12 protein-coding genes and 1 pseudogene are annotated in these 12,933 nt (G+C 70.6%); 4 read left to right on the top strand and 9 right to left on the bottom strand.

The features are described from left to right. From AWB92_RS29785 to AWB92_RS08140, 3 genes and pseudogenes are all read left to right on the top strand, one after another. Nucleotides 1-362: pseudogene (locus AWB92_RS29785) on the top strand (hypothetical protein); the annotation flags it as partial. A 135-nt stretch (nt 363-497) separates the two neighbouring features. Beyond that, a complete protein-coding gene (locus AWB92_RS08145) occupies nt 498-1,901 on the top strand; it encodes a PE family protein (RefSeq protein ID WP_085184876.1) in 1,404 nt (467 codons plus the stop codon). A gap of 221 nt (nt 1,902-2,122) precedes the next feature. After that, nucleotides 2,123-3,568 (top strand): PE family protein, encoded by a 1,446-nt coding sequence (locus AWB92_RS08140; protein ID WP_085184867.1) that lies wholly within the window; start codon nt 2,123-2,125, stop codon nt 3,566-3,568. 11 nt (nt 3,569-3,579) lie between these two features. Here the strand turns inward: AWB92_RS08140 and AWB92_RS08135 are convergent, their stop codons facing one another. From AWB92_RS08135 to AWB92_RS08125, 3 genes are all read right to left on the bottom strand, one after another. Then, nucleotides 3,580-3,876 (bottom strand): hypothetical protein, encoded by a 297-nt coding sequence (locus AWB92_RS08135; protein WP_085184866.1) that lies wholly within the window; start codon nt 3,874-3,876, stop codon nt 3,580-3,582. After that, nucleotides 3,873-5,372, bottom strand: coding sequence for a fatty acid--CoA ligase family protein (locus AWB92_RS08130; protein ID WP_085184865.1), 1,500 nt, complete (start codon nt 5,370-5,372; stop codon nt 3,873-3,875). Before AWB92_RS08130 ends, AWB92_RS08135 begins: the two co-directional genes overlap by 4 nt. Before the next feature lie 66 nt (nt 5,373-5,438). Further along, a complete protein-coding gene (locus AWB92_RS08125) occupies nt 5,439-5,978 on the bottom strand; it encodes an isoprenylcysteine carboxylmethyltransferase family protein (protein WP_085184864.1) in 540 nt (179 codons plus the stop codon). Nucleotides 5,979-6,079: 101 nt separating this feature from the next. Between AWB92_RS08125 and AWB92_RS08120 the strand changes: the two genes are divergently transcribed. Continuing rightward, the gene (locus tag AWB92_RS08120; protein WP_085184875.1) at nt 6,080-6,670 is read left to right on the top strand and encodes a TetR family transcriptional regulator; all 591 of its coding nucleotides are present in this window, start codon (nt 6,080-6,082) and stop codon (nt 6,668-6,670) included. Here AWB92_RS08120 and AWB92_RS08115 read toward each other — a convergent pair. From AWB92_RS08115 to AWB92_RS08090, 6 genes are all read right to left on the bottom strand, one after another. Beyond that, the gene (locus AWB92_RS08115; protein WP_085184874.1) at nt 6,667-7,449 is read right to left on the bottom strand and encodes a crotonase/enoyl-CoA hydratase family protein; all 783 of its coding nucleotides are present in this window, start codon (nt 7,447-7,449) and stop codon (nt 6,667-6,669) included. The genes AWB92_RS08120 and AWB92_RS08115 overlap by 4 nt on opposite strands. Before the next feature lie 108 nt (nt 7,450-7,557). Continuing rightward, on the bottom strand, nt 7,558-8,967 hold the full coding sequence (locus AWB92_RS08110) for a wax ester/triacylglycerol synthase family O-acyltransferase (protein WP_085184863.1): 1,410 nt from the start codon (nt 8,965-8,967) through the stop codon (nt 7,558-7,560). A gap of 44 nt (nt 8,968-9,011) precedes the next feature. Then, the gene (locus AWB92_RS08105; protein WP_085184862.1) at nt 9,012-10,217 is read right to left on the bottom strand and encodes an alpha/beta hydrolase; all 1,206 of its coding nucleotides are present in this window, start codon (nt 10,215-10,217) and stop codon (nt 9,012-9,014) included. Between the two features lie 109 nt (nt 10,218-10,326). Continuing rightward, entirely contained in the window at nt 10,327-10,824 is a 498-nt protein-coding gene (locus AWB92_RS08100) for a hypothetical protein (RefSeq protein ID WP_085184861.1), read from the bottom strand. Between the two features lies 1 nt (nt 10,825). Then, nucleotides 10,826-12,115 (bottom strand): molybdopterin-dependent oxidoreductase, encoded by a 1,290-nt coding sequence (locus tag AWB92_RS08095; protein ID WP_085184860.1) that lies wholly within the window; start codon nt 12,113-12,115, stop codon nt 10,826-10,828. Continuing rightward, a complete protein-coding gene (locus AWB92_RS08090; protein WP_085184859.1) occupies nt 12,112-12,765 on the bottom strand; it encodes an SAM-dependent methyltransferase in 654 nt (217 codons plus the stop codon). Before AWB92_RS08090 ends, AWB92_RS08095 begins: the two co-directional genes overlap by 4 nt. Nucleotides 12,766-12,933 lie beyond the last annotated feature (168 nt).

Genomic DNA, 12,933 nt, shown 5'->3' with positions numbered 1-12,933 from the left:
ATGGGGGGCAGTCGGCCATCAATGATGGGGGCCCCGGCGGGGCGGGCGGAAACGCCATCGGGCTCTTCGGCCACGGCGGGCACGGCGGCAATGGGGGCCAGAGTACCGTCGCCGCGGGCATCGGCGGCCAAGGCGGTCGCGGCGGCAATGGCGCCGTGTTCGGCAACGGCGGCGACGGCGGAAACGGCGCTGCCGGCGGCATCACGAGCAAGGCCAACGGCGGCGCCGGCGGCAACGCCGAACTCGTCGGCAACGGCGGCGCCGGCGGCAACAGCTCCGGCGTCGCCGCCACCCCCGGGGTGGGCGGGGGCGGCGGGCTGCTGCTCGGCATCCCCGGACCCGACGGGCACGCCGGGCCGTGACCGCGTCTCGGTCAGAATAAGAACGCCGACGCCGGCGGCCCAGTAGTTCCGATACGGCCCACGAGTTCTGCGGCCGGACTAGGATTTGGGTTTTCACCGCACCAGACGCTGCGGGCGCCGGCAGGAGGCGTGAAGATGTCATACGTGATCGCCGTACCAGACGTAATATCAACCGCCGCAACAACTCTGGCGGATGTCGCCGCTACCCTCGACGAGGCTAATGCCGTCGCGGCGCTCCAGACCACCAACCTGCTGGCGGCGGGCGCCGACGAGGTGTCGTCGGCGGTGGCGGCGGTGTTCGGGTCGAACGCCTTGAACTATCAGGCCCTCAGCGCCCGAGCATCCGCATTTCACCAGCAATTCGTGCAAGCCGTGAAGGCGGCCGTCGACGCGTATGCCGGCGCGGAAGCGGCCAACGCCGCCGCCACGGCCAACCCATGGCAGGTTCTGCAGCAGGACCTGCTCAACGCGATCAACACGCCCACCGAACTGCTCTTGCAGCGACCGTTGATCGGCAACGGCGCCGACGGCGCGCCCAACAGCGGCCAAAACGGCCAGGCGGGCGGCCTGCTGTGGGGCAACGGCGGCAACGGCGGGTCCGGCGCGCCGGGCGGGCCCGGCGGCAACGGCGGGCCGGCCGGGCTGATCGGCAACGGCGGAAACGGCGGCGCGGCCGGCACCGGAAACGCCGCCGGCGGCGCCGGCGGCACCGGAGGATTCCTGTTCGGCAACGGCGGCGCCGGCGGCCAAGGCGGAGTGTGGCGAACCGCGGCAGTTGCCGTCGCCGGCACCGGCGGCGCCGGTGGCGACGCGATCGGACTGTTCGGCCACGGCGGCGCCGGCGGTGCCGGCGGCTCGACAAACGTTGGCGGGGCTACCGGGGGTGCGGGCGGACACGGCGGCCACGGCGGCCTGCTCAACGGCACAGGCGGCGCCGGTGGCGCCGCCGGGTCGGGCCCGTCGGGCAATGTCGGGGGCAGCGGCGGGGCCGGCGGCCTGCTGAGCGGCAATGGCGGCGCCGGCGGCGCCGGCACTGGCAGTCTGCCCGGCGGCGCGGGCGGCAATGCCGGGTTGATCGGCAACGGCGGTGCCGGTGGGACAGGAGGCTCGACCGGCGGCGGAAGCGGTGGCGGCGGCGGACTCGGTGGGGCACTGTTCGGCGACGGCGGCCGTGGCGGGGACGGCGGACAATCCACCAATGGCACCGGCGGCACCGGCGGCACCGGCGGCAACGCCATCGGGCTGGTGGGCAATGGCGGCGACGCCGGCGTCGGCGGCGCCGGCGCGCAGTCCGGCGCCGGCGGCCGCGGCGGCAATGCTGCCGCGCTGATCGGCAACGGCGGCAAAGGCGGGAGCGCCGGGGGCGCTGACTTCGATGTCGCGGGGGACCGATCGATAGGTGGAGACGGCGGCAATGCCGGGCTGATCGGCAACGGCGGCCGAGGCGGCAATGCCTACTTCGCCGACGGCACTGTCGGGCAAGGCGGCGCCGGCGGATTGCTGCTCGGGGTGCCCGGACCGAACGGGCTGCGTCCCTAGCCGAAGATCGGTCGCCGGCTGGCAGCGGCTTGACCTCTCTGGGCTGTAGCGCGGCCTGAAGACGCTCAGCCTGCCCGCGGCGGGTTTAAAACTCGCGCCAATGCTGGCGCTTGAGTATGGTTTTGCCGTATTTTCGGTACGAGTTGCTTGCTAATGGGCGCAGCGGCAACGTTTCCGGTTTGAACGTATGCGGTACCGATAAATGCCGGTGGAGGTTGGATATGTCTTTCCTCATCGCACAACCCGACCTGATGGCGGCGGCCGCGACGGATTTGGCGGGTATTGGTTCGACGATCAGTGAGGCGAATGTGGCTGCGTCCGGGCCCACCACGCAGATACTCGCGGCCGGGGCCGACGAGGTGTCAGCGGCGCTGGCAGCCGTCTTCGGTGCCCACGCCCAAGGGTTCCAGGCCCTCAGCGCCCAGGCGGCGGCGTTTCATCAGCAGTTCGTGCAGGCCCTGAACACCGGTGCGGCGGCCTATGCAAGCACCGAGGTCGCCAATGCCGCGGCCACTGCGAATCCGTGGCAAGTGTTGCAAAAAGACGTACTCAACGCGATCAACACCCCCACCGAGCTGCTCTTGCAGCGACCGTTGATCGGCGACGGCACCAACGGCTTGCCGGGCACCGGTCAACCCGGTGGTGCCGGCGGCATCCTGTGGGGCAACGGCGGCAACGGCGGATCCGGCGCGCCGAACTCTCCAGGCGGGGCCGGCGGCCCGGCCGGCCTAATCGGCAACGGCGGCGCCGGAGGCACCGGCGGCTTGAGCACCACCGCGGGCGTCGCCGCCGGCAGCGGCGGCCCCGGAGGCACCGGCGGGCTCTTGTTCGGCAACGGCGGTGTCGGCGGCACCGGCGGGTCGTACAACAACAGCACCGCGTTCGGTAGCGCCGGAGCCGGCGGCGCCGGCGGCGACGCCATCGGGTTGTTCGGCGGCGGCGGCGCCGGGGGGAAGGGCGGTCTCGGCAACGTGCCCCAGGTCTTTGCGGGTGGCGCCGCGGGCGCGGGCGGCCAGGGCGGCCACGGCGGCCTGCTGCACGGCAACGGCGGCGTCGGGGGCAATGCCGGGGACGGCGTCTTCGGTGCCGTCGGCGGGAACGGCGGTGCCGGCGGTCTGCTCAGCGGCAACGGCGGGGCCGGCGGCGTGGGCGACGGCAATTTCAGCGGCGGCACCGGCGGGAATGCCGGGCTGATCGGCAACGGCGGCGCCGGCGGGGCGGGAACCGGCTTCAGCGGTGGCGGCGTCGGCGGTCCCGGCGGCACCGGCGGCAACGGCGGGCTGTTGATCGGCAACGGCGGCGACGGCGGCAACGGCGGGCAATCCACCTTTGGGAGGGGCGGCGCGGGAGGCGCCGGCGGGAACGCCGTGGGGCTGTTCGGCAACGGCGGCGCCGGCGGCGAGGCCGGCCAGACCAACGCCGCCATTACGGGCGCCACCGGCGGTCGCGGCGGCAATGGCGCGATCCTCATCGGCAACGGCGGCGCCGGCGGCAGCGCCGGGACCGGCCCCCAACCGGGCGATGGCGGAGACGGCGGCAACGCCCAGCTGATCGGCAACGGCGGCGCCGGCGGGAACAGCTTCGGGGCGGGCAGCACCCCCGGACAAGGCGGCGCGGGTGGGTTATTGCTCGGGGTCGTCGGGGCGAACGGGCAGACGGGCCCCTAGCCCCAAAACCGTCAGTCGCTGGCGGGCAGCGGCTTGACCTCTTTGAGCTGCAGCGCGGTGTGGCCGATGCTCAGGCTGCCGGCACCGGGCTTGGTCACCAGCACCTCGGCGCCGGTCTCGTCGACGTAGCGCTTGCCCATCACGGTCCCGTTGGAGAACGCCGGGTCGAGCTCGCCGGAGCGCTCGCCGCCGATCGGCACCATCGGCGCGCCGCCGCAGCGCAGGTCGTCGAGGCTGTCGGCGCTGCGGACCACGATCACCTGGGTGTCACACACCTGGCTGGCGAGGCGGGTTCCGTTCTTGATCATTTCGGCGTTCCTAACGTTCGGAGATCTTCGACGATTTCGCGACGCAGGACCTTGCCCGTCGGCGTGGTCGGCAGCTCGTCGCGAAAGACTACCCGGTCCGGGGTGCGCGACCCGCGCAAACTCTTGCGGACATGCTCGCGCAGCTCCTCGGGATCGGGATCGATGCCCGCGACCGGCACCACCACGGCCACGATCGCCTGGCCCCACTGCGGATCCTCGACGCCGACCACCGCGACGTCGCGCACGTGCGCGTGCTCGATGAGCACCTCCTCCAGCTCGGCGGGCGCGATGTTCTCCCCGCCGCGGATGATGGTGTCGTCGCTGCGCCCGCTGATGAAGAGATAGCCGTGCTCGTCGAGCAGCGCGATATCGCGGGTCGGGAACCAGCCGTCCTCGTCGAGCACCGAACCGATCCCGGTGTAGCGCCCCGACACCTGCTCGCCGCGCACGAACAGTTCGCCGGTCTCCCCCGGCGGCAGCACCCTGCCGTCCTCGTCGCGGATCTGCAGCTCGATGCCGGGCACCGGCCGCCCGACCGATCCGAGCCGTTTGGCGACGGCAATGTCGGCCGCCGCTTGCGCCTCGCGGTGGTCGTCGGGGCCCAGCACCGCGATCGTCGAGCTCGTCTCGGTCAGCCCGTAGGCGTTCACAAAGCCCACGTGTGGCAGCAACTCGAGCGCCCGGCGCACCAGCGGCAGGCCGACCTTGGATCCGCCGTAGGCCAGGCTGCGCAGCGACGGTAGCTCGTGTCCCCCGCGCTCGAGGACGGTGACGATGCGGTCCAGCATGGTGGGCACTACGGTTGCGGTGGTGACCTTCTCGGCGTCGATCAGCCGCACCCATTCGTCGGCGTCAAAGTTGGGCAGGTAGACCATCTTTCGGCCGGCGTACAGGTTCGACAGCGCGGCGCTGACCCCGGCGATGTGATAGGGCGGCACGCAGATCAGCGCGGCGTCGTCCGGTTCGGCCGACCCGAACTCCACCGTCCCGGTGACGTAACTGGTCAGGTTGTTGTGCGAGAGCTCGACGGCCTTGGGCGCCGACGTGGTGCCCGATGTGAACAGCACGATCGCCACCGAATCCGGGTCGGCGAACTCGGCCGCGGGCTCGCTCTCGCGCGCGGCCGCCAGGAAATCGTCGGACGACATCACCCGCCCCGACGATTCCCCGATCATGTCGCGGTAGCGGTCGTCGACGATCACCAGCGGTTCGGGCAACCGCTCGATGAGCGCCTGGATGCCCTCGGCGGAGAGCCGGTAATTGAGCGGCGTGAAGGCCAACCCCGCGCGCGCCGAGGCGAAGATCAGCACCGGCAGCATCGCGCCACCGGTCCCCACGTACGCCACATGCTTGGCGCCCGACGCCGCGATGACGCCGGCCCCGCCGTCGGCCAGATCGCTGAGCTGCTGAGTCGTCAGCCGCAGCTCTCCCGAGACGACGGCAGTGCGTTCCGGGTTGCCCGACGCAGCCATCTCCAGCAGCAACGAAATGCTCATCCTCGATCCTTCGTGGATCCCCGCCCTTTACAAATCTAGCGCACAGTGTAAGCCATCTAACTATTGCTACCGGTTCGGGTCCCAGGCGGAGATCCGAGGGATCCAGCGCGGAACGTTGCGCTGGTAGGCGAGGTACTCCTCGCCGTAGCGCCCGACGAGGTGGGGCTCCTCCCAGAACCGAATGGCCGTCGCCTGGAACGCGAAGAAGATTGCGAACCAAGCCAGCAACGCACCGGAACCGGTAATGGCCGCCTCGCCCAGCAGGATGCAGAGCACGCCGGTGATCATCGGGTTACGCACATGACGGTAGGGCCCGCGCACGACCAAATGGACCGGCTCGCCCATCACCGGTCCGAGCCCGAGGGTCCCTTCGCCGACCCGGTCGAACAGCACGTTGGTCCAGACCATCAGGGCAAGGCCGGCGGCGATCAGCAAGCAGCCGACCGTCACCAGCGCCACCGTCAGCGCCGCACCGAAGTGCCCCGCCCGCAGGCCGGCCGGAAAGACGATCAACGCCGGGACGACGATCGTCACCGTCACCGGAAAAAGCAGGACCGACATCAGGTGTCGCCACCAGAGCCGTCGTTCGTGCGTGTTCGTCGCCATCGCCTTCTCCTCTCCCGTGCTTACTTCAACCATCGTTGAACAAACTCAGCCTACGCGCGGGCGACATATTGGTCAACGCCTGTTGAAGTATGCTGACCCGCATGGCGGAAGCGCGGCGGGCGGGCCGGTGGCGGACCGGCCAACAGAGCAGGCAGCGCATCGTCGACGCGGCGCGCGAACGCTTCATGCACGACGGGTACGACAAGGCGACGGTCCGCGCGATCGCCGCCGACGCCGGCGTGGACGTCGCCATGGTCTATTACTTCTTCGACAGCAAGGAGGGGCTCTTCACCGCGTCGGCGCTGACCGGGCCCGAGCACCCGCTGCACCAGCTGGCCACGCTGCTCGACGAGGGCACCGAGCAGATCGGCCCGCGGCTGGTGCGACGCTTCCTCGAGCACTGGGAAGAAGGCGCCGTCTTCGAGCCCTTCATGACGCTGTGGCGTTCGGCGACCATCCACCCCCAGGCGCGAAAGGTGTTGCACGACAGCCTCGCCGGGCCGATCGCCAAGCGGGTCGCGACGGAATTCGGGGTTGCCGACGCCGAATTACGCGTCGAGCTGGTGGCCAGTCACCTGGCCGGGCTCGCGTTCGCGCGCTACCAGCTCAAGATCGAGCCGCTTGCCTCGACCAGCGTCGACGACCTGGTCGGCTGGCTCGGGCCGACGGTGCAGCGTTACCTGACCGATTAGGTGCCGGTCCAGCGCGCCGGGCGCTTCTCCGCGAAGGCGATCGCGCCCTCCTTGGCGTCGTTGGACACGAACACCGGACCCAGGATCTTGTTCTGTTCCTCCCAGCGGGACTCCGGGGTCCAGCCGCGGGACTCGACGATGATGCGCTTGGTGGCGGCCACCGCGAGCGGGCCGTTGGCGGCGATCTTCTCGGCCAGCTCGATGGCGGCATCCAGGGCGTGGCCCGGTTCGGCCAGCACGTTGACCATCCCCAGCTCGTGGGCCCGCTCGGCGGAAAGGTTGTCACCGGTCAGCGCCAGCTCCATCGCGATGGCCGACGGGATGCGTTCGGGCAGCCGCAGGAGCCCGCCGCCGCCGGCGACCAGCCCCCGCTTGACCTCGGGGATGCCGAACGCCGAGTCCCGCGAGGCCACGATCAGGTCGGTGGCCAGCGCCAGCTCGGTGCCGCCGGCCAGCGCATAGCCTTCCACCGCGGCGATGAGCGGCTTGACCGGCGGGCGCTCGGTGAAGCCCATGCCGCGACCCTCGACGATGGGCACTTCGCCGCGCGCGAAGGCCTTGAGGTCCATGCCCGCGCAGAAGGAGCCACCCGCGCCGGTCACGATTCCGACCGACAGGCCGGTGTCGCCGTCGAGTCGATCCACGGCGTCGGCCAGGCCCTGGGCGACCGCGGCGTTGACCGCGTTCTTGGCCTTTGGCCGGTTGATGGTGATGATCAGGATCCGGTCCCGCTGTTCGACCAGGACTTCGGGCTCGGGGTTGGTGGCCTCTTCGCTCACGGTGCCGCACAGCTCCTTCGGGTCGGGGTGGCAGCTTATCCGACCGATGTTAACGGTCGATGGAAATGGCATTGGCACCAGTCGAGAGTCCCGTTATCGGTACGGTCCTCAGGCCGGCGCCATCGCCGCCTCGACGACCGTCAGCTCCTCGGGAAGGCCTGCGGCCCTTCGTATTTCGATGAAGTCGGTGACCATGGCCTCGGTCACCTCGTGCGGGTCCTTGAGGGTGGCCCCATCGGAGAGCACCGAGATGTTGAGCTGATCGACGTAGCTCCAGACGGTGATGTTGAGGCCGCTGCCGGCGGTCAGCGGCCCCACCGAATAGATCTCGGTGACCAGCGCGCCGCCCACCCGGCCGCGCTCCCGTGGGCCGGGCACGTTGGAGATGTTCAGGTTGAGGATCTTGTTGTGCCCGTCGCGGCCGGAGGCCCACCGGAAGAAGGCCTGGGTGGGCGCGGGCGGCATGTAGGCGGCCCACCGGCTGACCAGCTCGGGCCCCATCAGCTGGTTAGATTCCTTGGCGGCGATGGCGTTGTCGTGGGTGCACCGCACCCGCTCCAGCGGGTCGTCGGAGTCGGTCGGCAGGCCGACCAGCACGCCGGTGAACCGATTGCCGGAGATGCGCTCCGGCGAGAAGTCGAAGCTCATCGGCACCGACGCGAGCAGGGGCATGGCCTGGCCGTCGTAGCGCAGTTGCAGGGTGCGCAGCGCGCCGGTCGCCATGGCGAGCACCATGTCGTTGATCGTCGCGCCGAGCCGCTTGCCGGTCTCCTTCACGTCGGCCAGCGCCAGCGTGGCGGTGGCGAACCTGCGCTCCGCGGTGATCTTGTGGTTCATGAAGGTCGGCGGCGGCTCGAACGGCCGGGTGAGCTCCGGGGACAGCTTGCGCGAGCTGCGGCGGACCCGGCCCAGCCCCTCGGCGGTGTAGCGGATTGTCGCGGGGATTCGCCCGAGGTGGCGCAGGTGATCCGCGAACGCCGAACTCATCAGCTGCCGCGGGGTGGGGTCGGGGTCGGACTTGTACGGGCGCCCCTCGGGCGCGGGCTGGATGTCCATGCCGCGGGCCAGCAGGTTCGCCGAGGCGACGCCGTCGGCGAGCGCGTGGTGGATCTTGCCGACCACCGCGATCCGGTTGTTGGCCAGGCCCTCGATGAAGTACATCTCCCACAGCGGGCGGCTGCGGTCGAGCGGCGTGCTGGCGATCCGCCCGATCGCCTCGTCCAATTCGCGACGGCCGCCCGGGGCGGGCAGCCGCCACGGCCGGATGTGGTATTCGAGGTCCACCTCGCAGTTCTCCCGCCACATCGGGTGGTGGAACTTGAACGGGATTTCGACGAGCTGGTAACAGAACGGCTCGAGCTTGTTCAGCCGGCCGGCGAGCACCTGGCGGAAGGCTTGGATGTCGAAGTCACGCCGGTCCGGGGCCAGCTCGATCACCGCGGCTTTGATGGTGTGCATGTGCACGTTCGGCGTCTCGCTGTAGAGCAATACGGCGTCCCAGCCGCTGAGCCTTTTCACAGCCACCCCTTACCCATAGGGGGACATTACCCAGCGCCGGGTCCTTAGATAACCTCTTTCGCGCCGATCTGGATTTTGGTGCGGTAGACCTGGTTGAGGAACAGCGAAGCGGCGTGGGCCGCGGCGCCGGCCCGCTCCCCGTCGATGAGGTCGTACCCGTGGCCCGCGCCGGGCAGTTCCAGGTAGCCGACCATCGAATGCGACACGGCGCGCAACCGTTCGACGAAGCTGCGCGCCTGCTCGACCGGGATGACGCTGTCCTTGCTGCCGTGAATCACGAGGAATGGCGGCGCATTTCGATGCACCCGCGCGATCGGCGACGCGTCGCGGAACACCTCGGGGTGACGGGCGATCGACTTCTTGACGACCACCCGCTCGAGGAAGTCGACGAACCGCACCCGCTCGGGGGTGGAACGGTCCTCCCAGTCGTAGCGGCCGTAGATGCCGACGACGGCGTCCACCGAACTGTCGGCGCCCTCGGGCAGTGCCGCCCGATGCGCCGGGTCGTCGGGAGTCAGTCCGGCCAGCGCGGACAGGTGGCCGCCGGCCGAACAGCCCGCCACCGCAACGAAATTGCGGTCGCCGCCGAACTTGTCGACGTTGGCGCGCGCCCACGCGATGGCGGTCTTGACGTCGGTGATGTGGCGTGGCCAGCGGTGGTGCGGCGCGACGCGGTAGTCGATCGCCAGGCACACCCAACCCTGCTCGGCGAGCCGGGACATCAGCGCCGAGCCCTGGCCCATGGCCTTGCCGTGCACCCAGGCGCCGCCGGGCACGAAGATCAGCACCGGCGCGGGTTGCGCGGGCAGGTCCTTGCGCCGCCAGACCTCGAGCACCTGTGCCGGATGGTCGCCGTAGTGGACGCCGCGGCGGTAGAGGTAGCGGCGCCGGCGCATCGCGTCCCAGATCGGTGGGGTCCGCTCGGCGACGGGCCAGTCCAAGTCGAGGTCCGCGGCGGATACGACGCCCCGGAGGGCGGCGACGGAGACCTCGCGGATGCTCTGCGGCTCGGCGGGCGGCGTGTCTTTGGCGTGGGGCGCCAGCCAATCCTTGGTCATCGCGGACAGGGCTTGCGGCGCGTGGCGCGCGCCCCAGACGCTCATCGCGGTCAGCGCACCCAGCGGCTCCAGCCGCTTTCCGACGACCGGCAGCGACGCGCTGGCCACGCTCAGGGCCAGCATGTAGTCGGCGGGGCCGGCCCGCAGCAACCACTTCACACAGGGTGTCATGTGGGGTGCCCTCGCAGTCATGTAACGGACTGTACCCCCGGGCGGACGGCTGAAACTGACGTTTCCGTTAGACATCGCGGGCTGGCCGACGCACAGTTTGCTGCTGACCAATATTTCCCTTTGTGGACAGCTATTTAGGTTTGCCAGGGACGCGCCGACGTGCCACCGCGAGTCGCGTTGCATAGCAAATCGCGCTCACCGCGAACATCGCCGCGGTGAGCAGCAGCCACCTGCCCAGAAACGCCTGCTGGGTCTGCCCGGTGGCAGCCCGGTAGGTTGGGGCGCCCTGCTCGATGATGCCCGGCAGGAAGATCAGCAGCGTCAGCCCGGCCCCCAGGGCGGGGATCCGAATGTGGTTGCGGGCGCTGATATTTGGCTGCCGCGGCGCCCGCGCGAACAGCGCCCGGTCGGCCAGCGCATAGAGCGGGTACAGCAACAGGTCGTGGGCGATCACGGCGGCCGCCAGCCAGACGGCGATCGACTGCCACCAGGTGCCGGAATTCCACAGCGTCGCCGGTTTGAAGGTGGCGAGGACGTAGCCGAGCAGCGCGAAACCCGACAGCATCGTCAGCAGGTGTAACGAGCCGGATCCGTAGATCGCCCCGAAACGCCGCGAGAAATTGGACATCTCAGCTCGGCTCGAACTCGATGGAGGCCACCCATTTGGTGTTGTGCACTCCCGGCAGCGCCGGCACGATGATCCGCGCCGGGTAGCCGTGATCCAGTGACAGGTCGGCGCCGTTGACCCGCAGCGCCAGCAGGGCGTCAGGGTCGCGAACCTGGTTGGGCTGCAACGTCGCCTCGCCGAACGCGCCGCCCCGTTGCAGCGAGGTCACCCGCGCCGAGCGTGCGACGGGCACCCCGACGAGTCGGGCCAGCTCGGCCAGCCGGACCCCGCTCCAGGTCTGCACGGTCGACCAGCCCTCGACGCATGCGATCGGCAGCCGCGCGGTGTGTTGCGCCATCCCGGCCAGCGCGTCCCGGTCCAGCACCACCACCGAGGCCCCGCTGCGCAGGGCCAATCGCCAACTCGCGCCGACGCTTTCGGGCGAGATGCCCGCGGCGACGGCGGTCTTGTTGACCGGGAAGTCGTTGCCCCGACCGCGTGGCACCAGTAGGGCGGCGCCGCGGGAGGCCCCGCCGAGGGTCTGACCGGCCGTCAGCACGCCGACGAGCGCCACCCCGGAGCCGACCAGCGCCAGCGCGCCGCGCCGGCTCATCGTCGGTTCGGCCGGGTCGGCCGCCACCAGGCCGTCGGGATCGGGCGGTTCCGGGCGGGTGCCGCTTCGGTTGGTGTGCAACACTTCTCGCAGCGACAGCGATCGCAACCCGGTGATCATGCGCGGGATCTTGAGCGTGATGTGCATCAGGAACCCGGCGATGAAGACCCACGCCCCGAAGTAGTGGGCGTCGTAGAAGCTGAACCCGAAGATGTAGTCGTACTGGATGTTCAGCACGCCGGTGACGATCTCGAACAACACCCCGCCGACCAGCATCAGCAACGACAACCGTTCCAGCAGTTGGGCTATCGAGCGGGCCGGCGGCCAAGCGAACAGCCGCGGGATCACCGACCACAGCTTGGCGAGCACCACCGGGATGATCAGCAGCCCCAGCCCCACGTGCAGTCCCTGGGTCAGCCGGTACAACCACGACGGCCGGGTGGGCCAGTCGAATACTGGCAGGCGCAGCCAGCCGACGTCGGCGGGGATCGCCTGACCGAGCCGCGGCCCGTAGGCGATGTAGGACAGCAGCCCGGTGAGGATGACGATCGGCAGGGCGATCAGCAGCACCAGCCCGAACACCGACGTCAGCCACGGGCCGCGCAGCGGGCTCCGGAAGCGTCCGATCTGCCGCACCCCTGGCGGCGGATGCCGGTCGAGCGCGCGCCACAGCCCGCCGGGAAACCCGTAGTCGCTCATATTGCGGCCAGGTTCGCGATGACCCGGCCGCCGATGAGCCGGACGCCGGTCAGCGTCAGGCCGACCTGCGCGGCCAGCGTGGCGGCGCTGTCGACACCGACCGTCGCCCACCGGAACCAGGGGCCCACGTCGCTGTCGGTCTCCAGGCGCACCCAGCGTGGGCGGACCCCGACGGCGCCGGGCTCGAACTCGGCCACGCAGCGGCCGCCGCGGCCGAGCAGCTCGGCGGCGCGCGCCAGGATCCGTCGCGGGTCGCCGCCGAGGCCAACGTTGCCGTCGACGAGCAAAACCGTCTGCCAGCAACCCGTTCCGGGTAGCGGCGCGAACACGTCGCCCAGCAGCGCGGGCGCGCCGCCGCGTCCCGCCAGGCGGATCGCCGTCGCGGACCGATCGATGCCGAGCGCGGGTATTCCCCGCCGGATGAGTTTGGCCACCAACCGCCCCGGCCCGCATCCCAGCTCGATCGTCGGTCCGGTGCACATCTGCGTCACCGCCTCGTCGAAGACGTCGTCGAAGGCGTCGCGCGGCGCGGCGCCGGGACATCGCTCACCCAGCCATCGGTGCGCCGGCAGCGGGCGAAGCTCGCCGTCCTCGTGCCGGACCCAACACCTCTCGCCACCGAGCGCCCGATCGTAAAGATGCCCCAGCATGTCACGCCTCTCGCATCGTCGCGACCGGGCGACCCGGACACGCCTCGGCCCCGGTGGGGGATGTTTTTTCGGATACGCCAGCGTTTCGATCAACCGGATCGATACCCCGATCCTCGGTCGGCTAACCGCGCGCACACGGGACCGCCCCATCGACCGGGCCGAATGGTT

Source organism: Mycobacterium sp. IEC1808 (genome assembly GCF_002101935.1).
Lineage (GTDB): Bacteria > Actinomycetota > Actinomycetes > Mycobacteriales > Mycobacteriaceae > Mycobacterium.
This window is presented reverse-complemented; position numbering and strand designations above follow the sequence as displayed.

Bases quoted from the DNA above. Each gene is read 5' to 3' on its own strand.
- AWB92_RS08135 (WP_085184866.1), bottom strand. From the start codon at position 3,876: ATGATCAAGAACGGAACCCGCCTCGCCAGCCAGGTGTGTGACACCCAG.
- AWB92_RS08125 (WP_085184864.1), bottom strand. From the start codon at position 5,978: ATGGCGACGAACACGCACGAACGACGGCTCTGGTGGCGACACCTGATG.
- AWB92_RS08120 (WP_085184875.1), top strand. From the start codon at position 6,080: ATGGCGGAAGCGCGGCGGGCGGGCCGGTGGCGGACCGGCCAACAGAGC.
- AWB92_RS08130 (WP_085184865.1), bottom strand. From the start codon at position 5,372: ATGAGCATTTCGTTGCTGCTGGAGATGGCTGCGTCGGGCAACCCGGAA.
- AWB92_RS08095 (WP_085184860.1), bottom strand. From the start codon at position 12,115: ATGAGCGACTACGGGTTTCCCGGCGGGCTGTGGCGCGCGCTCGACCGG.
- AWB92_RS08090 (WP_085184859.1), bottom strand. From the start codon at position 12,765: ATGCTGGGGCATCTTTACGATCGGGCGCTCGGTGGCGAGAGGTGTTGG.
- AWB92_RS08145 (WP_085184876.1), top strand. From the start codon at position 498: ATGTCATACGTGATCGCCGTACCAGACGTAATATCAACCGCCGCAACA.
- AWB92_RS08105 (WP_085184862.1), bottom strand. From the start codon at position 10,217: ATGACTGCGAGGGCACCCCACATGACACCCTGTGTGAAGTGGTTGCTG.
- AWB92_RS08100 (WP_085184861.1), bottom strand. From the start codon at position 10,824: ATGTCCAATTTCTCGCGGCGTTTCGGGGCGATCTACGGATCCGGCTCG.
- AWB92_RS08140 (WP_085184867.1), top strand. From the start codon at position 2,123: ATGTCTTTCCTCATCGCACAACCCGACCTGATGGCGGCGGCCGCGACG.